The sequence below is a fragment of the Corynebacterium sp. MSK297 genome (assembly GCF_030232885.1).
Taxonomy (GTDB): domain Bacteria; phylum Actinomycetota; class Actinomycetes; order Mycobacteriales; family Mycobacteriaceae; genus Corynebacterium.
The window spans coordinates 300,457-320,995 of the sequence record NZ_JASPGD010000001.1 but is presented as its reverse complement, the minus strand read 5'-3'; the positions used below and the strand labels follow the sequence as shown (position 1 = coordinate 320,995).

15 protein-coding genes and 1 CRISPR repeat array are annotated in these 20,539 nt (G+C 54.7%); of the genes, 6 read left to right on the top strand and 9 right to left on the bottom strand.

Going from position 1 to position 20,539, the window contains the following annotated elements; all coding sequences use genetic code 11:
• Positions 1-81 precede the first annotated feature (81 nt).
• Positions 82-1,170 (top strand): alkene reductase, encoded by a 1,089-nt coding sequence (locus tag QP888_RS01465; protein ID WP_284811843.1) that lies wholly within the window; start codon positions 82-84, stop codon positions 1,168-1,170.
• Between the two features lie 182 nt (positions 1,171-1,352).
• Here the strand turns inward: QP888_RS01465 and QP888_RS01460 are convergent, their stop codons facing one another.
• The 8 genes from QP888_RS01460 to QP888_RS01425 form a co-directional block, all read right to left on the bottom strand.
• Complete coding sequence (locus QP888_RS01460) at positions 1,353-1,931, bottom strand: hypothetical protein (protein WP_284811685.1); 579 nt, start codon at positions 1,929-1,931, stop codon at positions 1,353-1,355.
• A gap of 3 nt (positions 1,932-1,934) precedes the next feature.
• Positions 1,935-2,507 carry a hypothetical protein gene (locus tag QP888_RS01455; RefSeq protein ID WP_284811684.1) on the bottom strand — a complete coding sequence of 191 codons (573 nt, stop codon included), beginning with the start codon at positions 2,505-2,507 and terminating at the stop codon, positions 1,935-1,937.
• Between the two features lie 22 nt (positions 2,508-2,529).
• On the bottom strand, positions 2,530-3,798 hold the full coding sequence (locus QP888_RS01450) for a hypothetical protein (RefSeq protein WP_284811683.1): 1,269 nt from the start codon (positions 3,796-3,798) through the stop codon (positions 2,530-2,532).
• A 773-nt stretch (positions 3,799-4,571) separates the two neighbouring features.
• On the bottom strand, positions 4,572-5,609 hold the full coding sequence (locus QP888_RS01445; RefSeq protein ID WP_284811682.1) for an HtaA protein: 1,038 nt from the start codon (positions 5,607-5,609) through the stop codon (positions 4,572-4,574).
• A gap of 548 nt (positions 5,610-6,157) precedes the next feature.
• Positions 6,158-9,054: direct repeats of the CRISPR family, unit length 29 nt; unit sequence GGAATTACCTCCGCATGCGCGGAGAAGAG.
• Positions 9,055-9,075: 21 nt separating this feature from the next.
• Entirely contained in the window at positions 9,076-9,387 is a 312-nt protein-coding gene (gene cas2e / locus QP888_RS01440; RefSeq protein WP_272722830.1) for a type I-E CRISPR-associated endoribonuclease Cas2e, read from the bottom strand.
• Entirely contained in the window at positions 9,388-10,323 is a 936-nt protein-coding gene (gene cas1e / locus QP888_RS01435; protein ID WP_284811681.1) for a type I-E CRISPR-associated endonuclease Cas1e, read from the bottom strand.
• Position 10,324: 1 nt separating this feature from the next.
• Complete coding sequence (gene cas3 / locus QP888_RS01430; protein WP_284811680.1) at positions 10,325-13,000, bottom strand: CRISPR-associated helicase Cas3'; 2,676 nt, start codon at positions 12,998-13,000, stop codon at positions 10,325-10,327.
• Positions 12,997-13,683, bottom strand: coding sequence for a type I-E CRISPR-associated protein Cas6/Cse3/CasE (locus QP888_RS01425; RefSeq protein WP_284811678.1), 687 nt, complete (start codon positions 13,681-13,683; stop codon positions 12,997-12,999). The genes cas3 and QP888_RS01425 overlap by 4 nt, the downstream gene beginning before the upstream one ends.
• Positions 13,684-13,999: 316 nt before the next feature.
• On the opposite strand from QP888_RS01425, the gene QP888_RS01420 reads away from it, so the two are divergent.
• From QP888_RS01420 to QP888_RS01400, 5 genes are all read left to right on the top strand, one after another.
• A complete protein-coding gene (locus QP888_RS01420) occupies positions 14,000-15,577 on the top strand; it encodes a type I-E CRISPR-associated protein Cse1/CasA (protein ID WP_502869068.1) in 1,578 nt (525 codons plus the stop codon).
• Positions 15,574-16,215 carry a type I-E CRISPR-associated protein Cse2/CasB gene (locus tag QP888_RS01415; protein WP_284811675.1) on the top strand — a complete coding sequence of 214 codons (642 nt, stop codon included), beginning with the start codon at positions 15,574-15,576 and terminating at the stop codon, positions 16,213-16,215. Before QP888_RS01420 ends, QP888_RS01415 begins: the two co-directional genes overlap by 4 nt.
• 20 nt (positions 16,216-16,235) lie before the next feature.
• Positions 16,236-17,321: a type I-E CRISPR-associated protein Cas7/Cse4/CasC gene (gene cas7e / locus QP888_RS01410; RefSeq protein ID WP_284811673.1), complete on the top strand. Its 1,086-nt coding sequence runs from the start codon at positions 16,236-16,238 to the stop codon at positions 17,319-17,321.
• Positions 17,314-18,027, top strand: a complete 714-nt coding sequence (cas5e, locus tag QP888_RS01405) for a type I-E CRISPR-associated protein Cas5/CasD (protein WP_284811670.1) — start codon at positions 17,314-17,316, stop codon at positions 18,025-18,027. The genes cas7e and cas5e overlap by 8 nt, the downstream gene beginning before the upstream one ends.
• A gap of 80 nt (positions 18,028-18,107) precedes the next feature.
• Complete coding sequence (locus QP888_RS01400) at positions 18,108-19,547, top strand: DNA polymerase IV (RefSeq protein ID WP_284811668.1); 1,440 nt, start codon at positions 18,108-18,110, stop codon at positions 19,545-19,547.
• Here the strand turns inward: QP888_RS01400 and QP888_RS01395 are convergent.
• On the bottom strand, positions 19,544-20,530 hold the full coding sequence (locus tag QP888_RS01395; protein ID WP_284811666.1) for an asparaginase: 987 nt from the start codon (positions 20,528-20,530) through the stop codon (positions 19,544-19,546). The genes QP888_RS01400 and QP888_RS01395 overlap by 4 nt on opposite strands.
• Positions 20,531-20,539: the final 9 nt, after the last annotated feature.

Here is a 20,539-nt window from a genome sequence, read left to right as displayed (position 1 = left end):
ACCCGAAGGTCCCGTAGGTGTTCGTTGAGAAACACACCTGCGGGTTGGAATGAAGCTATGACGCATGCTGTTGTAGTTGTCATGGCAACTTTATTTAGTCCTTTGGAACTTGGTCGTTATACCTTGAAGAACCGCGTGACCATGGCGCCGTTGACCCGTCAGCGGGCAGGCCACAGCGGTGTACCGAGTGAACTGCACAAGAAGTACTATTCCCAGCGCGCCAGCGCCGGTCTTGTGGTCACGGAGGGGACTTTCCCTGCGTGGACGAATCGCGCGTTCCCGGGCCAGGCCGGCATCGTCGATGATGAGCAGACAGCCGGTTGGCGCGAAGTAGCCAATGAGGTGCACGCCGCTGATGGTGTGTTGTTCATGCAGATCATGCATGGTGGACGCACGAGTCACCCGGATCTTATCGATGGTGCCCAAGCAGAAGCTCCAAGCGCGCTGGATTGGGACGGTGACGTCCGTGGTTTTTCCGGCAAGATGGTGGCGCCAGTACCGCGTGCGTTGGAGGCAGAAGAACTCCCACGCATCGTCGAAGAATTCCGTGCCGCTGCGCGCCGGGCTATCGTCGCGGGAGTTGACGGTGTAGAGATCCACAATGCTAACGGATACTTGTTGCATGAGTTTATGGCTCCGAATGCCAATCAGCGTGACGACGAATTTGGTGGCAGCCCGGAAAATCGCCGACGCCTGCCAGAGATGGTTATCCGTGCCGTCGTTGATGAAATTGGCGCTGACCGTGTAGGTGTTCGTTTCTCACCTGCGCACGTTGTGCAGGGAATTGTGGAAGATGACGAGGCTGACCTGGTGGCCACGTATGGCGGTCTTTTGGATGCGATTGCTCCATTGAACCTGGCGTATGTGTCCTTTTTGCACGCAGAGCCAGAAGGTGAGCTGATTTCTACTTTGGCGAACAAGGCCCGCGCCAATGGCGTGACCAAGGCACTCATGAACGATGGGTTTGGCACTGTTACTACCAAGGAAGACGCGGAACGCGAGCTCGAGTTGGACCACGTCGATGCAGTTGTGGTTGGTCGTCAGCTCATCGCTAACCCGGACCTGGTTCGCCGGTGGGAAGAAGGTCTGGAGCTCAATGAACCGGATGAGTCCACCTTCTACGTCGGTGGCGAGCGCGGCTATATCGACTATAAAACTTACGAAGGTTAATGGTACGTGGGACAACCAGTAGGCTGTGGCAGGCAGGTTGGGAGAGGAACTAAACCCAGGACGCTTTAGTTGCAGGGGCGTGTACTTGAGGGATGCATTCCTAAAAGAGTGCATGCACCCAAAAAGAGCCCAGCTCCGCTTTTACAGGGGAACTGGGCTCATATTCTGAGAATTGCTGAGGATTAACTCCAGTCCGGAGCGTCCTCTAAACGTAGCTCGGAATAACGAGCCTCAGGAACGGTGGCAGAGTATGGCTTACCTACTGTTTCCCATACTTGATCACGGTTACAGCGTACATCTTGGCCGTCAGTATCCAGCATGGTGAAGCCCCATACTAACTTACCTTTGGACTTAGCAGGCAGTGTATACGGCCCAACTACCTGGTTAATCTTCCAATGCTGTTCGTTTACGTAATTGAAGCCATAGGTCTTAGTGAGAATCTTGGCTAGATCGCCTTCTCCACGCACGGAAGCAGAAACCTCAGTGGTTTCCGTTCGAGCTTTGGAGACGGTGTGTTTGACCGGCACTGGTTCAGCAGTATGGTTTGCCACGCTGGCGGCATCGGTCTGTTTGAACCACCGGCGCTTCGCGGTGACATAGGTGGAGTTCTCTCCTGGCGTTGCGCAATGCGTTCCAGGCGTATAGTCGTCGTTCCAGCGCTGAGGCAGTTCAAAGTCTCCGCCGAAGTCAGAGGCGTGGGCTACGGGGATGATCACCAGACTCAGCGCTACGATCGCACTAGCGATGGTCTTTGCCTTCAACGTCTAACCCCAATCGTTGTTATCTCGCGTGGAGATCGCGACGTGGCGTTCCTTGGGCAGAGTTGCGGTAAATGTACCGCCATTTGCCTGCCAGGTGTGGTCAGAACCGCAGACGGTCTTTTGCCCCTCGAAATCAGAAACTACCCAGCCAGCCTTCAGCACAGCGGTCTTGCCCGGAGCGATATCGTATGGGCCTACCTGCTCGCCTACCTCATAGGTCTGGCTTGAAGTGTAGCTGGAGGAGAACGTGAAGTTAATGAGATCCAACAACTTGAAGTCTATACCAGCAGAAACGTTCCAGGTCTTGGTCTTAGTTTCCCTGATGGAACGGGTTACTGGAAGCGGCTCATCGTTGTAGTTGGAAACTGTCCAGGTGCCTGCGGAACCGTCGAAATAGGTGCGCTTAATATCAACGGTCTGGCCAGTATCGCCAGGGTTAGCGCAGCGCTCACCGATGGTGGTGGGATTTGCTGGGCCCAGGTCACGCTGCGGCAATGCGTTGGCTGCTGGGGCTACAAGGACGCCTGTGGCAACGGCCAAAGCCGCGGTGGTAGATGCAATCTTAGAAAAGCGCATTAGAGATACTCCTAGAAAGTAGTTAGTAGATGGTTTGGGTGGGAACGGGGAGCTCGCGGTACTCGTCAGGCGTGACGTCTACCGTGCGGGTGCTGCCGTCTTTGGAAGTGATTACGGCTTCTGCCCAGAAACCGCTCGGCGCGGTGGTCTGCTTGTAGTTCGAGGTTAAGTCGTACTTACCGGATTTTCCGCAGTGCAACTCACGATAGTTGATGCGGGTCATGGTGGTGCCGTACTCTACGCGAACGCGTTCTCCGGGTTCAAGATTTACGTGCTTGAGTTCAGTACCGACCGGCATATAGGCACGCTTTATGGCGCCGACGGACTCAAGCCAGCCCTGTGGAATGTCGCCCCTATTTCCCCGCCAATTGGTATACGGATCGTGCTGAGCACCGACTACGAAGTCCGTTACGGGTGCAAATTCGTAGTCGCCCTGGGACCAGTTGAGGAAGTCGGTCGAATAGCCGGGCTTGCGGAAGGTGGGCGTGACCGCCGTGATATCCAACGGGTACCAGGAGTTATCGTTCGCTTCGCAGTTTTCGCCTTCTTTGGGCCAAGCAGCATCGCGTTGGAATTCGGCGGCTGGTTGCATGATTTCGTCTTTGTCGGGGTCAGCAATCTTTTCCAAGCTGGGTCCGGAAACCGCAGTGTAGTTTCCTTCGATAGGTTTAGAATTAGTGCTGCCGGAACGAGATGGAATTTCCATGGCTAGGTCCGATACGGATCCATCGGCCTTAATGATGTAGGCAAAGGCGTAGCGTTCTGCAGGGCCTTTACCACGGATGACGTTGGCACCGGGAATATTTTCGAGACGGCCGTCATTGCAGCCGACGAACATGGAAATAAAATCCTTTTCAATCACGCCGTATTCCACACGGAAGGATTCACCGGGCTTGAGTTTGATAGGCCCGAAGGTTTCTTTGTCTCGCCAGCCATTGGTCATTTTTAGGCCAATATCGGATTTGGCGGTGGTGTCCCAGCCGGAGGGTAATTTGGCCTTGGAATTGGCATCAATTTCGTGGTTGGTGCCGGTTTCTACCTCGGCCGTGTACGGCACTTCTTGGTCGGTGGTGTTTTTGAATTGCAGTGTGCCATCGTTCATGTAGCGACGGCCTGTTTCAGCGAATCTCCATTCGCGTTCGGTGTTATCTCCGGCGGCGCTGCAGCTTTTATAGAGGTTAGTAATGGGGTACGCCTGTGGCATCGGGGGAATATTGTGTGCATGTGCCGCGGGTGTGAGAAGTGTCGCTATGGCAAGCGGCGCGACAAGTTTCAGGCCCTTTGAAATCACCAGAAGACCGTCCTTGTGGTTGTTAAGAAGACAAGAAATTATTTATGAAGACGCAGCCTACATTAAGCTTTTTGTCATAGCTCTTCAATAGCTGTGGCTATCTTTCCTTAGAAAATTTGTCGCCGATGCCTGGGAAACGCTTTTTACCTGTAAGGAAAGCTAAAAATGACAATTCAGTCTACCCCTGTAAAGGGGGTAGGTTGTCCACCTCGAGGGTAGGGCAGCTGAGATGGATCCCTTGCACAGGATTGTTTCGGTGTGGGTTGCTTCCGTTAGCGTGGTGTATTAGTAGCCCGCGATAAACCTTGCGTAGATATATATCAACAGCAATCCTTGGGATTACGAATTCGTTGAAGTCTCCAGTACCAGCATCAGACATGGCCAAAGAACTCGAACTGGCGACCGGGTGCTCACAACCAGTGTGCTTGTTGCCGCCGGTGTCAACGCTGGTGACTACCTAGCGAATTGCTAGGCATGCAAGTTGCTACCACAGAATCAACTGCATCAGGGGGCTGCTATCAGGCTTGTTGGTGTGATTTTTGCTGAGCATCAGGATGAATGGATTTGGCAAAAGCGTTATATCTCGCTTACTCGTTTGGTGCAGAAAATGGATTTTCAATGTAGCGATTTGAAAACCAGATACACCACTACCTAGAACCGATATGAGGAATCTATGATGGCGAATACGTCCCCCCGTTGGGGCGAAAACCCACCCAGTTAAGTTTTTGCACGCTGGGTGAGCTTTTCAGGTTCCGCGAACGTGTGAGCCAGTACTAGCCACGTACCTGATGTGCGGCCTGGTTGGCAGTGATCAGCCCGAGTGGCACGCGCACCATCTCGTCGGCACCTACGTTGTAGGAGCGTGAGATCAGCCCCGTAATCAGGTAGCTGCCGTCTGGTTGCGGTATGAGCCACGGATCGGCCACCGCGACTTCCGCCAGGGTAAATCGTGCGGTGGTGATCACGGTGCCTTTGTATTTGCGCACGCCATCACCGTTTTCTGCGGCCGCATCTCGGGTGAATGCTACGCGGTTTGCATCTACCTTAGATGCTCCATTTTTGGCGTTTACCCCGCCCTTGGTGATCTCCGCGAAACGGAAGGCAAGGTCGGCGTTGAGAAGAAGATCAGGTTGGGGTGGTGCAGGGGTGTTTGGGCCAGGTTCGGATGAATAGTTCAGGGGAATGTAGAATTCCTCGGCTGCGTTGATAGAGCCCGCGCCTGGGTAAACATATACGCCCCAGTTATCGCCTGGGGTGGTTTCCGGCGGGTCTACCACAATGCGGGCGGTGAAAGAGCCGTCGGCATTCATTGGTTGTTCTTGCCGTGCGATGGAGCGGCGCATGTCGATAACACCTGACGGAATGCGTTCCAGAGTGCCTTCGGGCATGACCCAGGCCATGCGGTCATGTGGGTGCGTGCGGGTAGCTGGATCTGCGCCCTCGCTGGGCTTCCAGTGTGCGGGGAACGCTCCGTATAGGGCGTAGAGGCCATTGGGTACGCCCGGCGGGACGGGGAGGGGGAAGCCGCCTTGGTTAGCCTCGGGGGAGAATCCGGTGCCATGCACGAGGAGCACGTCGCCGCGGTGGACGGTCGCGCCTTCGACGGGGGTACCGTCTTCGAAAGTCACGGATACCTGTGGATTTTCGGTAACTTTCGGGAAAATAGGTAGGTCGTCCGGGATCACTGGGGTGGCGGCGTGGGCCTGAGGAGTGGTCTCAAAAGTATCGGGAGCAAGCGTGCTGGCTCCGAGGGCGAGCGTGAGCAGGGCGGCGGAAATTGATGTTGTGCGTAATGAAAGACGAGTGTTCATATAACTTAGGTTAATTGATGGTCAGGGTTGCCATTCTTAATTTTTATATGGTTTGTATCACTTGGGTGATGATCTGATTGGGGGTCACTGAATTGTGGGTGTCATTCGGCGTCGCGCGTCCTGGCGTGCTCGAGCTCCAACGCTAGAGGTGGCTTTGCATGAGGGGAGAAGAGACAGAGTTAAAATCGCTTTCCCAGTGCGTGGACACGGAGTTAGAAAGCTTCCGGGACAAAATGGTGGAGCCGACACACCGGGTTAAGTAGCAAAAGGTGAGCGCTTAACTCGCAAGATTCACCACTAACCCGGCCCGATCATCATCGTTCCGAAGACAACCTCGGAAAACCACAAGCTTCAGCTGTGGGAAAACGAGTCCAGAGTGCTCATGAATTTGGAGTTGATGTCTCAATACTCCGTGGCAGCAGTTCCGAGGAGACCCAAGAGTATGTCGAGACACTTAAGGAAGCATTTGACAAGCTGCAAACACAGGTATTAGTTCTCCGCGTGCGCGGAGAAGAACTGTTGGAGGCTGGGATTGATTGGCTTGGGTCGGAATTACCTCCGCATGCGCGGAGAAGAGCGGCAAATCAGGGTAATGCAAGAAAGGGCCCAGGAATTACCTCCGCATGCGCGGAGAAGAGCTACGCAAGTACATACGCGCGGCTTCCTGCTTGGAATTACCTCCGCATGCGCGGAGAAGAGCGATATTAAAACCGCCGACGGTATGATCAACCGGAATTACCTCCGCATGCGCGGAGAAGAGGCGGGCTTGCCGTATGCCCCTAGGTATCCGTTGGAATTACCTCCGCATGCGCGGAGAAGAGGAAGCTGGATGATCTGCGTGGGTCAAATATGGGGAATTACCTCCGCATGCGCGGAGAAGAGGGGGTGTTCCAGATTTCGTGCCCCTCATTAGAGGAATTACCTCCGCATGCGCGGAGAAGAGGGCAGATCATACTTATCCAGATAGGCGAAAACGGAATTACCTCCGCATGCGCGGAGAAGAGCTTACACGCGTAACCGAGGACGGAATAGACGCGGAATTACCTCCGCATGCGCGGAGAAGAGCTGTTGCAGTAACAGTGACAGCTGCAGTGAGAGGAATTACCTCCGCATGCGCGGAGAAGAGGCACAGATACTCGATATTGCCCTCAAAGATGGGGAATTACCTCCGCATGCGCGGAGAAGAGCTGTTCCACGGGTCGTTGGGTTGTGGGTTCCAGGAATTACCTCCGCATGCGCGGAGAAGAGACGATTGGTTCCGCAGCGCGTTGCTTACCGAGGGAATTACCTCCGCATGCGCGGAGAAGAGGGTGGTCTTAAGTGTTGTCACTTTTCCTCCCAGGAATTACCTCCGCATGCGCGGAGAAGAGGATGGGGTCGATCCCCCGGAATTGGATCACGAGGAATTACCTCCGCATGCGCGGAGAAGAGCTGTTGCAGTAACAGTGACAGCTGCAGTGAGAGGAATTACCTCCGCATGCGCGGAGAAGAGGATCTCCACGATCATCATGGTGATTAAAAAGGGGAATTACCTCCGCATGCGCGGAGAAGAGGGAAAGCTGCCAACAGTGCGCCCGCTCCACAGGGAATTACCTCCGCATGCGCGGAGAAGAGTGGGTGGACGCGAGGTCTGCCAAAACCACCGTGGAATTACCTCCGCATGCGCGGAGAAGAGCCGTCGAAGCCGAAGGGCAAGAAAGTGTTTTTGGAATTACCTCCGCATGCGCGGAGAAGAGGATTGGCCGCGCCGGGTGCTGATTATGCGCTTGGAATTACCTCCGCATGCGCGGAGAAGAGCCATGAAATACGGCTATGAATTCCTCGCAGCCGGAATTACCTCCGCATGCGCGGAGAAGAGATAGTATCCTTACGACGCACAAACCAGCTCTGGGAATTACCTCCGCATGCGCGGAGAAGAGGCACCGACTCAAAAGTGCCCACAGTGAAACTCGGAATTACCTCCGCATGCGCGGAGAAGAGCCCATTTCGGCGGCGATTCCTGACACCGTCCCGGAATTACCTCCGCATGCGCGGAGAAGAGTCAACCGTGACCTTGAGCACCGCCGGTACCTTGGAATTACCTCCGCATGCGCGGAGAAGAGTGAGGGTGCACGCGCCCGGTTACCGCGGCGTAGGAATTACCTCCGCATGCGCGGAGAAGAGTTGAGCGCGTCAACCTCATCGGGCGTGTCGGCGGAATTACCTCCGCATGCGCGGAGAAGAGCATTGCCGAGCAATGCGTTGCGGTTGGCGCTGGGAATTACCTCCGCATGCGCGGAGAAGAGACCAGAAAGTCAAGAAGATTGGATTGCTTTCCGGAATTACCTCCGCATGCGCGGAGAAGAGACCGGCGCCGGGGTGGACTTGGTACGTTTCTTGGAATTACCTCCGCATGCGCGGAGAAGAGGGGGAATCAGTGGGCGAACCAACGCAGTATCGGGAATTACCTCCGCATGCGCGGAGAAGAGCGTCCGTGATTGGATACTTCATAGTAGGCTTCGGAATTACCTCCGCATGCGCGGAGAAGAGCTGGGTAAGTGACTTTACGTACACCAAAAGCAGGAATTACCTCCGCATGCGCGGAGAAGAGGGTGGTGCTGGTTCTCAGCCTGTGCAGCCGAAGGAATTACCTCCGCATGCGCGGAGAAGAGGACCCCGAGGCGGCCAAGCAATTACGCGCTAAGGAATTACCTCCGCATGCGCGGAGAAGAGCACACCGATCTGCATCATACGGCATCTCAAACTGGAATTACCTCCGCATGCGCGGAGAAGAGTTTGTCACGCTTCACCCACGGCGCAACCGCTGGGAATTACCTCCGCATGCGCGGAGAAGAGTTACGGCTTGTCACTGATGTGGCTGCACCCGTGGAATTACCTCCGCATGCGCGGAGAAGAGGTTGCCGGTGCTGGCTGGTGCCGGGCCTACGCGGAATTACCTCCGCATGCGCGGAGAAGAGGTTGAACTCTTTGGCCTCAAGGCTTACGTTCTGGAATTACCTCCGCATGCGCGGAGAAGAGCGAGTTCATGGATTAGTTTCATGTCTTTATCCGGAATTACCTCCGCATGCGCGGAGAAGAGTTTAAGTCCTGCTCAATTCCATAGAACTCACAGGAATTACCTCCGCATGCGCGGAGAAGAGTTGTCAAGCCGTAAACCATTCAGGTCTACTGTGGAATTACCTCCGCATGCGCGGAGAAGAGGCAGCGGGTATGTATCGGCTGGGGCTAGGGATGGAATTACCTCCGCATGCGCGGAGAAGAGCTGCCGACCCCCGTGTTCAAACAGCTGTGCTGGGAATTACCTCCGCATGCGCGGAGAAGAGCAATTTTCACACATCCGCAACTCAAGATATCCGGAATTACCTCCGCATGCGCGGAGAAGAGGTAATTCAGTTGGCAGACGAAAGCTTTGAACAGGAATTACCTCCGCATGCGCGGAGAAGAGACTGCGTTACCTGCGAAAACTTTAACGGTCAGCGTCGTTTTGCGACGCTACAGCCGATAAGGTCGCGGGTAACAACATGCCGTCCAAGTCTATTATATTTTTGCGCTGTGGACCAAGAGTGTTCACAGCGAATCCTTGCTCTCTACTGGAATCGCTATTGATCATGGTTAAGCTGCCGCGATCTATTGCTTCGGCACAACGCTTCCAAATATTGTCGCGTACCCTGCGGGAGATATTGCCGACATAAACACCGGAATCAACCTCAATAAGGAATCTGCTCAAATATCCTCGCAAATGGTCAGGAAGATAGGTAGAAGTCAATACTAAAAACACTTATTCATCTTTTCCATATTGAGTATGTCCCGAAACCTCGTCACCGCGCCCTGCTACTAACCGGTCGTCATCGCGAGCGGGCAAGTGCGGCTCCAGAATATGCATGAGCGTAGACAACATCTCTTTGAGAACTTGATTTTGGTGAATTTCCGTTCTGACACGACGGCGTAGTGCCTCAGTAGGGTTGTCTTCCTGTGCAGCAGCAAACGCTGCGGGAATTGATAGCTGCGGTTTATAAAGATCCGCAAGATCAAACAACAAAGAACGAATATTACCGCGGTGAATCACACCCAGAGCAGGATTAACTCCGATGGCATTACACGCTGCCACAGCGCAACCATAAAGCAGAGAGTTGGCGAGGTTAAGACCCTGATTAACAGGATCTTCAGCATCGGTGCGGCGCCGGAAATTCTTGATGCCATATTTGCGAGCTTGTTCTTGGTATTTCATTTTCATCATGCGTCCCTCGATGCCACGCATCACCTTAATGCTGGATTCTTCGGGGTCAAGTTCAAGACCAAGCTGCTTACGATAAAGATACACAGCCGCTTTCCGCTGATTCGTTTCTGAAGATACAAGCTTAGCTTGTGCGATTGCCCAGCGGGCCGACTGCGTCAAGGGGACAGAATAGCTATACGACGGGATCCCTCCGCCGCCAGTGAAAAGTACAGTGGCACCTGCACGAGTACACGAGGTCATCGCCGCCGCGGAAATGCTAGTACCAGGCCCTAGCTGTAATACCGCGATTCCAGAGACTGGTATCTGAATAGCCTGTTCACGCTTATTCTCATTATCTTGCGAATACGCTATGACACCAGTGCGGTTTTGTCGGATGAGGCAATATTCCAAATACAGAAAACTGACGCGGTCTTCCAAACGGATTTGATGGTCAGCGGGAATTTGCGCAAATGTGAGCGCTTGCTCCGAATACGCCATGTTATGCCTCCGGCTGGGGGCCGATAAATCCCAGGAAGGCGTCGTAAAGCCCGTCAGCAGGCACAAACACGTAACGGCTAAGAATCGTTTTTGCCCCTGCAAGCGAAGTCGAATGCTCACTAATCTGCGCAAATTTACGAGAACGAATAGGCATCGAGCCTTTCATCGCTTGCCTGATGGCAGTTTTATCGAATCCATCGACGCTCAATAACTCTTCTGGGGTGCCAGACCATGCCCCAGGTAATTGGGAATCACTGCTTCCGATGATCACTTGCACAGATTCTTCTTCAATATCTCGGGTGCGTAATTCATCCGCATCTGGGCTAAGCATGCCTTCCTCCGCGCGCAACTGTCGGGACAAATCATCCAGCCATTGCTCCGTATCCAGAAGCTGCGACATTGAGTACGATCGCTGTTTGCCTTTCGAGCGTTGTAAAAGGTGGGCAGCGTTTTGCTCGTACTCGGCAGCAGTGGCGTCTGCGCTTTCTAGGTTTTTCATGCTCACGGTGGCGGCTTCGACGAACGGTTGACAATCATCGGGGAAACAAATTTCCTCATGATTGTTCAGCCAGTGCAGAGTCTTTTCCATCTCTGCCTCGTAATAGGGAAGAGCGCCGCCTTTGGTGAGATCCATAGTGACGATTCGCACCAGTTTATGTGGAGTTTTCGGGATTCGAGACCAGCGATGATCATCTGCATGGCGCCATAAGCGCCCGAGACGCTGGAGCAAAGACGGGGAGGGGCACAGGTCGGTGGAAAGCATATCCAGATCAATATCTAAAGAAGCTTCAATGGCTTGGGTGCCCACCACAGTGAGCCCTTTGCCGACGCCATTTGGTCCGCAGCTGCGGGTCAGGCATTCAGCATTGATGCGTCGGTGCTCGGCCGTCATAGCTGAATGTAGAAGAATGACATCGTGCCCGTCGGCAGCCAGCTCGCGTGCGACCTCTTGTGCCCAGGCGACTTGGTTGCAGATAATCCCGATACGCGCATCAGGGTGGGACTGGCGTTGGTGCTGTGCCCACGACACGTGCTCGGCGACAGTACTGTTGGCACCGGAATTTTCAACTTCGAGTAGAGCCTTCGAGGCAGGGCTGGAAAAACTTTGTGTGGACTTACTACGAACTGGAGTTGATGACGCTGGCGAAGCTGATGAGGCGATGGCTGGAAAAGTGAAATCGTCGGTGAAATCTGTTCCGGTATAAGCACGGTATGCTTCGCGTAACTGCCATCGCGGCATAGTAGCTGTCAGTAGAGTGACGCGGCTGTTGGTTGCCCCCATCCATTCGAGCACGGGGCCCAACAATTTCATCTGATAATGATCGAGGGTGTGCACCTCGTCGATGACAACGTGGGAATTTGCTAGTGCGAGCAGCACTAGGTGCAGCCATTTGATGGGTAATCCCGCTTTCAAGCATTGGTCGACGGTGGCAACGCTTACCGACGCCAACAGTCGCGAGATGCCGGAACGAACAAAAGATGACGGGAAAAGCCCTTCGTTGTGCTGCAATGAGGGCTCTGCATGATCCGTGGCATCCTCGAATGTGGTTACGGGAGTTGTGTAGAAATCTTCGATCGATGCCAGTGAATGGGCCAGTGAAGCGACGTTGCTGGTGCTGGAATACGCCTTTTGCACACGTCGCATGAGCGCATTCGTGGTGGCCTGCGTCGGAAGTAAAAACAGTAGCCGTTCGTGGCGCCGAGCATGACGGAGCAGCGCAGCTTCCGTCTTGCCACTGCCGGTTGCACTCATGACGGCAACGAGACCAGCGTCATTGTCACGTGTTAGCCGCTGCACCTCGTATGGCTCACGGCCTGGACCGAGGATAGCGTCCTGGGCAGCTGCTTGGCTGGGCCAGCCTTCGTAAATGCCGAGAAATTGTTTAATATGCGCTGGTGCATGCGATTTTTGTGCGGCGAACCAGCCTGCATAGTCGTCTGCTGGAATGGTAGCTTGCTGCAGATCGGTTTGTGAGCGTTGTACCCAATTGGTTTGGGAGGCCAGGCGGTCCGCAAGAACAGTCAAACCGCTGAGCAATAAACCCACCGTAACTGGTGCTTGTTCCGGGAAAGTGTCGCGATCGGTGCCTAAAGCGTTATAAAACTGAGCGGAAATTTCCTCCCGTTTATCCTTCCACCCTGGAAAGTTCAGGCAATCATCGATGGTAGCGCTATCCAGCCTACGGTCCCGCGAATTGCTCAACGGAAGCCGGAAGAATCCATGGTGGCCCAGCGCAGGCAGGATGTGCCAGGCCTCACCAGTAGTCAGCTCGTCTAAACGGATATCCGACAGCGATAAAGCAGAGACCTGCTCGTGCCTGCGGAGCGCAGTAAGTTTTGCCCATCTGTTACTCCGCGCGGCGGGAGGAAAATCTACGTTCTCTTCCCGTGCAATCTGTTCGCGGACAGCCTGCCAAGTTTCTCCAGATTGGGCTAGCTGGCCTTGGAAAAGCGGATTTGCCTTTCCTATGTCGTGGATACCCGCTATCGCCGCGACGATCCGTGGCGCCTCTGTACCCAATGCCTGAGTAATTTGCTCCTGCAGCCCTGGGCGAAGCCAGGTATAAAACAACTGTTCTGCGATAGCCGCGGTGTCCAGCAAATGACGGATAAGCGGATAACTGGAATCTAGTCCGTACCTCTTAGCCCATATGGTGTCGCCTGATTGTGTGCTCATGACAACGCCCGTACTGTTAAGAAACCACAGCCATAGGCTTTTTCGCGTCCGACGCCTTCTAACAGGAAAGTACCAAGTTTTTCGGGGTCTTCAACGATTCCGATGCCATCAATTGTGTCGAGCTGAAGCGTCATTCCGGATTGTGCGCGCGGGGCGTCTTGTAAGACTTCCCGCACATGGTTCGTGATCTCCACTCCATTTAATGCACCAGCAAGTTTGTTGCTCAGCCACATCTCTAGATTCTGCGAGCCGACGGTTGTGTCCTTGCTGTCTTTGTCGATTTCAATGGGAACAGGGGTTACTTGCACACGCTTTTTACCATTACTTTCAACTGTGCGGCGCCTAACGGCATTGACGGTAATCCGGAAACTGACCGTCGTACCGGGCTGTAATTTTGGCAGAGTGATGTGTTTGGTGAGGGCACCGTCGAATTTCTCGATATTTTCCGGAGCCACCGAGGACTGCACCAGGAAGAATGGGGCTTGACCTGGCAGTGTGTCCAGGCGGAATAATATGTTGGCATCTTTCCGGACGGATTTTCCTGACAGTGCGCCAAATAATGACATGACAGCTCTGTGCCGAAATGTTGGTGAATTGATGTCCCAGGCGTGTCTACCATGATCATTGTTGTGTCTTAAGAGGGAATGGGCGGGAATTTTTGAGAGGTGAACTTCGGCTGGCATGTTTTCCTTTTTTGGTGGCGAGCTCTGGCGTTATACTTAAAGAGTTCTCCGTGTCTGCGGAGGTGTTTCGTTATAGTTCATGGTTTGAACTTACTTCTCCGCGTTAGCGGAGGTAAATACCGGAGGAAGATCCGGGTACGTTTATTGTAACTTATAGTTCATAGTTTCATGATAGGCTATGATCCTGTTAGTCTTATGTTTATCAGAAAAGCTTGAAGTGTTTCACAGAAAAACTGGAAGAAATGAGATCTCTGAAATGGGGATAAACGCCTTAACGGATGTGCGGTTTCTTGTAACGCAGGAATCGCACGCAAGCTTGCGTGAGTATTTACTGAATTGCCATCGCACAGAGTGGGCGCTGCATAAAGACATCGCTGGGTTTCGTTATACCGCCCAACTTCGACTAGCGGCGTCCGTTGCGGCAGTGGCGCTGCGTTACGTTGACAACCTACCCCGGAAGGTGCGCTCAGGGGCATTGCTTGAGTCTGGTTTGCCGGAGCATGCCGTCGATGCCGCATTGCAGGACGTGGAACCGGGAAGTGACTTGTTTGCTGAACGGCAGCCATTTATGCAGCGTCCGGCAAAAACGCCTCAAGGGGCAAAAGATACCGCGCGGGCTCTGGGTCCGCAGCAGCACCCCGTGAAAAAGCTTTCGCCGTCCATGCCGCCGGATGAAGCAGAGACGTACTGGAACCTCGGTGTGGGCGCACCGAGCTCATTGCCGCTGGAGGCAGCGGTGCTGGAACTGGTGACGTATCACCACATGTCGATGGCGGGCAATAATTCCTATGACGGTGATAAATGCCAAATGGGTTCACCAGCGATGCGCTATGTGGGGGCGGATTACACCGCAACTGAAGCGTTTATCCGAGGCGAATCCGATCTCGCAACGCTGTTACGATTAATCCCCAGACAATGGGTCGTAGGTGTTGGCTTGCCAGCTTGGGCAGACCGTACCTGTGAACAATCGCTGGTTGATGAGGGCGAGATGCAGATGGCCCATCCACTGTGGAGTGCTACCTGGAGTTCGAATGCGCCGGCTTGTTACTGGGAAGGCGAAGAACTCCACGGCGTTCGCACGGGAGGTATCCCGGAGGAGTGGTATCGCAAATCCGAAATGGGAACCACTAAGGAAACCCGAAAACAGTGGTGGGATACGCGCAACCAGGATGATCCGTTTTATCTGTATATGTCCGATGAGCAAGGCCAGCTTAAAGTACAACGCCTCGATTTTGGTCGGGATGGCACAGAACTAGCAGTCGAGTGGGCAGCAGAAGGTAAGACCGGAGCGTTATTGGAACCACGGCTTCCGCGAGTCCTGGATCGCGCTCCGGACGAAGTTCCGGTTGTCTTCGTGCGTCACTACATCGCAGGTACTGCAAGTTCACCCAATATCCGCGCCAGTGAAATTTTTGAGACCAACCAAAACCTGTGGGCTTTTGCTATCGATCCTTGGTTGCGGCGTGATGTGCAAACACAAGCGAAATATATTCAACAACTCAATGCCGCCGTCCGGGCACCATTTGGACGAAAGCCAAATTCTACAGCGGCATCGGTATATCTCGACGATCTCGCGGACCGCCGAGGTGATATCGAACAAGCTTTTTGGCGAAAGATTCGCGCTGTCTATGTTGATATCTTGCAAGAAATCCGGCAAAACCATCAGAGTAGTGATCAAAACCATCAGAGTAGTGATGATGAACCATCTCCGTTTGAGCTGCCGGACAACCTTACAGAACGGTGCGTGCAAGCGGGGTTGGAGGCCTTTGATGAAGTAGTCAACCCACATTCCCTGCAAGAACCAGCCCGAATTGCTTTTGTCCGAAGCAACCTGCAGCGGCGCTTATGGGGGATATCGAATAAGCACCGAAATACTTCACAGGAGAAATCATGACCGAATACCCACCACATAGCGAACCGGAAATGTGGCAAAAGGAATTAAGCGCAATTTTGCGGCAACGTCAGGCAGCACGAGAGATACACCAGCCGCAGTGGCGTCGCAAACGAGCCGAATTACGCCGTGGGTTGTCTCCTTTTACCGAGTACTACGCCTACCCACACGTGTTGCCGTATCTGCCGGCTGACACGAACGATAAACAGAAAACTACCTTCATCCGTTTATTCGCGTTAGTGGCGGAATACGACAAGATTCCGGCCGCAGAAAAATCCAAGCAGCGCGGAAAACAATACAGCTTGGGTGCGTGGGCCCAGCGGGTTTCTGCTGTACTTGCCAGCAGCAATGGCCAAAAATTTGCCCTTGATCCCGACAAAATGGATGCTGTCGGCAAGCGTTTGCAATTTCTTCATGCACTTGATGCAGAAGAAGCCATCACCAATATCGGGCGCATTATGGCACTGGCTGCAGATAAAAATAATGTCCCGGTACTGGATTATTTCGACCTCTTCCATACGATGCTGCGCTGGGGCAATGGTTTCAGTCCAGAATCTCAGGCTATACGACGCAAAGTGTTGCGCGAATATTTTTCTGTTATCCCTGACAGCACCAGCGAAACACCGAAAAACACTGTTTAAATCTCTGAAAGGTACACGCTATGTCTCATCACTTGACCCTGCACATCATTTCACCCATCCCGTTCAGTAACTTGAACCGTGACGATACTGGGACCCCGAAGCGCGTGAACCAAGGAGATGCCTTGCGCGCTCTTCATTCCTCGCAGTCCATCAAGCGCGGAATTCGGAAGGCCTATGAAACCGCTTCTTTGGATTTGTCGGTGCGCTCCGGCGAACTCAGCGAAGCCATCGCCGAACGTGCCAAACAGATCGATGCAGAGTTGGAGGAGAAAAAGGTCGCAAAAGAAGCGAAAGCAATCGTCGGCAAGCTGACGAAAGCGGAATCGACTGATAAAGAATCGAACCGCTCCATTTGGTTATCGCAAGAAGAAATTGAGACCGCCGCACAGACCGTGGTCGATATTCTCACCCCTCAGGAAGACGCTGAAAAGGCAGAAGTACAGGATTTCATCAACGGCACCAAGACTGGTTCACTGGCGATTTCTGCTTTTGGCCGTATGTTTGCCAACTCTCCGCAAAACAACACAGAAGCTGCGCTGAGCGTATCCCCGGCGGTAACCACACACGCTGCAAGCATCGACACAGACTATTTTTCGACTGTCGACGACCGCTACGAAGAACAAAACAAGACTGGTGCTACCTTCTTGGGAGTAAGCCAATACACCAGTGGGGTTTTCTACCGTACAGTGACCATCGATAAAGCTCAGTTACGCCGGAGCTGGGCAGCGTTCGATAATCCCGACTCGCGCGACAACGTCAAAGAACTCGTGCGCAGCATTGTCTACGGCCAGCCTCGTGGTAAAGAAAATTCCACTGCACCTTATACGCTGCCAGCACTCGTTCTCGCCGAAGAACAGCGATACCGCACCGCTTATGATTTTGAATCCCCCGTGGTGGCCGCGGAAAACGGCGGCTTCCTGGAATCCACGGTGAACGCGTTGGGTGAACAATACCAACGGGCACGTTCCTTCGATGCCAGCAACTTTGGGCCGGTCGAGGTGTTATCGGGTACTTATCCTGAGCTGGCAGGGGCACTTCCAGGTGTGGAACCAGTAGGGCTGGATCAACTTATCGATACCGTTACTGAATGGGTTTACGATGACTAGTTCTGTCTACCTCAGGCTAGCCGGGCCCGTGCAGTCCTGGGCGAAACCAGCGGTAACTGGCAACCTAGTACGCACTAATCCAGTACCGACGCAATCGGCATTGCAAGGACTGGTGGCCGCGGCTTTAGGCGCACCGCGCGGGCAGTGGCCAGCGTGGCTCAGTGAGATTGATTTCCGAGTCCGTGAAGATCACCCGCCGCAGTTCGTGGATGATTTTCACACCATCGGCTCGCGTGAGGACGAATGGGATTTTCGACGACGTCTGGCCATCACCCAAGGTCTGCCGACACGGTCGGCGAAAAAACTAGCTTACAAACCTGGGGTAGGCGCCACCGTCATTTCCCAGCGCACCTACCTCGCCGATGCTGAGTTTCTTGTGCAGGCAACAGCGCCAGCACACACTGAGGAACTCGATTATGCCTTGTCACACCCCGAATTCTCCATTTATTTGGGGCGCAAAGCTTTCGCAGCATCCTTTCCGTTTTATCTGGGAGTCGGTGATGCTAGTTTGCTCACCCAGCTGCCCGCGTTGACTCGTAATGAGCAAAAAATAACTAATGGAAAAGTTTCGGTGAAGCTCTACCAACACGCACTCGGACAGGCAGCCGCACCGGCACAGACCATGGTGCCTGCAGCACGAAGCCGTGCAGAATGGATGGATAAACTGCGTCCATTCGAGTTGGTCCGTCGACAGACGCAGCACTAGTGACAAGCCACTAGTGAGAAGCTAGGAGAAACCGCCGCACGGTCAGCCCTTACTCGAGCACAGTCACTAGACTGAAGTATATGCAGCGCTGGGTCATTCACATCGACATGGACGCGTTTTTCGCTTCCGTCGAGCAGCTGACCCGGCCCACTCTGCGCGGCCGCCCCGTCATCGTCGGTGGCATGAATGGCCGGGGAGTCGTCGCCGGAGCTTCCTATGAAGCCCGCAAATTCGGGGTGTCGTCTGCGATGCCCACGTATCGGGCACTGCAACTCATCGGCTTTGGTGCGGTACAAATCCAGCCGCGCAAGGCCGTGTATTCGGCTGCCAGCAAGCGCGTATTCGAGCTGATTCACCAGCGCGTGGACCTGGTGGAACAACTCTCTATCGACGAAGCGTTCATGGAACCTGCCGAACTCATCGGAGCCACCGCGGCAGAGGTCAAAGACTGGGCGGATAGCCTGCGCGCAGAAATCAAAGATACCACCGGTTTGCCGTCGTCGATCGGCGCGGGCTCCGGAAAACAATTCGCGAAAATCGGCTCAGGCCAGGCGAAACCGGATGGCTCCAAGATCATTCCTGTCGACGAAGAACTGGAATTTCTGCACCCGCTGCCCGTCGGCAAGCTGTGGGGTGTCGGGCCAGTCACGGCGTCGAAGTTGCAGTCCATTGGCGTGACGACGATCGGGGATTTGGCGAATATGAGCGAGCGCGAGGTAAAAATCTCATTGGGCAGCACCGTCGGCATGGACTTGTGGCATCTGGCGCGCGGCATCGACGAGCGCCCGGTGGCCCCGCGCGCAGAGGCGAAATCGCATTCGGCGGAACAAACCTTCGCCAAAGACCTGACCACCGCCGCGCAGGTGGACGAAGCCGTCGGGTGGGCCGCAGAATCAGCGCATAAGCGCTTGCTTGCCGACGGCCGGGGCGCGCGCACGGTCACGGTGAAGTTGAAGATGGCGGATTTCCGCACCGAAACTCGCTCGGCCACCCTCCCGTATGCCACCGATGATGCGGAAACCTTGCGCGCGGTCGCCGGGACGGTCGTGCGCTATCCGGCAGAAACCGGGCCGGTGCGGTTGGTCGGTGTCGGGTACTCCGGCTTAGAAACCGCCCGGCAAGACGTGCTGTTTCCGGAACTCGACCGCGCGGCACAACGACAGGTCACAACAAGCGCGAGTGGTGGCCTGAGTATGGAAGAGCCGACCATGGTCACCGGTATCCCAGGCGCAGACGGGGGAGCGGTTCCGGGGGTTGTAGAAGACGCGGCGGCCGAACAAGCCAGTGCGCCTGAGCTTCCCGGCAGCCACTGGCGCGCAACTCAGGATGTGTTCCACCCGGATTTCGGCCATGGCTGGATCCAAGGCAGCGGGCACGGGGTGGTTTCTGTGCGTTTTGAAACCCGAGCTACTGGGCCCGGGAAAACCCGCACCTTCGCCGCCGATGACCCGCAGCTGGTGCCGGCGGACCCGCTCGATTCACTAGCGTGGGAGGACTGGCTAGCAGAAAGTCAGCTTTAGTCGAAACGACGGAATAATTCTTCCGGGTTGGTCTTAGTAGCCAAGGCAATAATCAGTGCCAGGCGGGCTTGACCTGGGTGCACTGTGCGCGCAGAAACCGCGCCGTGCTCGGCTAAGGTCGCACCGCCGCCGCCACCGCCGTAGGCCAACGTCACCGAACCCTGTGGCACTCGCGTGGCTACGACCACCGGGATGCCCTGCTGCACAGCGCGCCGGGCGGCATGCCCGAGCTCTGCCGACATATTTCCGGAACCAAGTGCCGCAATGACTAGACCATCGGCCCCGGCTGCCACAGCGTGCTCCAGCAATTCCGGGGTGGCACCAGGATAACCAGCAATGATGGGCACAAAATAACCAGATAGGGCAGGGAGTATAGGGGAGGAAGTAGAAGTCAGCGGAGACGGCTGCGAGGTTTCTGCTGGCACTATTTCTAGTGGCACTGTGTCTAGTGACACCGCGGGGCCGTGGGCTGAGAAGGCTTCGAGTTCCGATGTGTGCCGTTTGTGTACAGCTGTAGCAGGCAAGTTTTTCCCGGCGAAATGCACCTCGGCTGCACTGGTTCCTACCAGTTCCACCGCGCGGTTGATAGCGCCTGCCAGGTTCGCTGGGCCGTCAGTCTCCGGGTGATCAAAAGCACGCTGGGCGCCGGTAAAAACCACCGGGGCGCCGTGCACCAGCAGAGCCGTGGCGAAAGCGGATTCCTCCATGGAATCGGTGCCATGTGTAACCACCACCGCCGAGACTTCCGAATCAGCTACTTGCTCCGCGATTGTGGTTAGCAGTGTGTCCAGCTCCGGTAGGCCAATCGATGATGAATCTAACTGCAGCGTATCGTGGATGCGAAAGCTCAGGTCGTCGGCAAGCGAATTTCGTGTGGCGTCGACAAGCTGGTTGCCGCTGACCGTCGGCACGAGAGCCCCGGTGTTATCGGCGGTGCAGGCGATGGTGCCTCCGGTGCAGATGATGGCGATCTGGCGAGTCATAAATTTAAG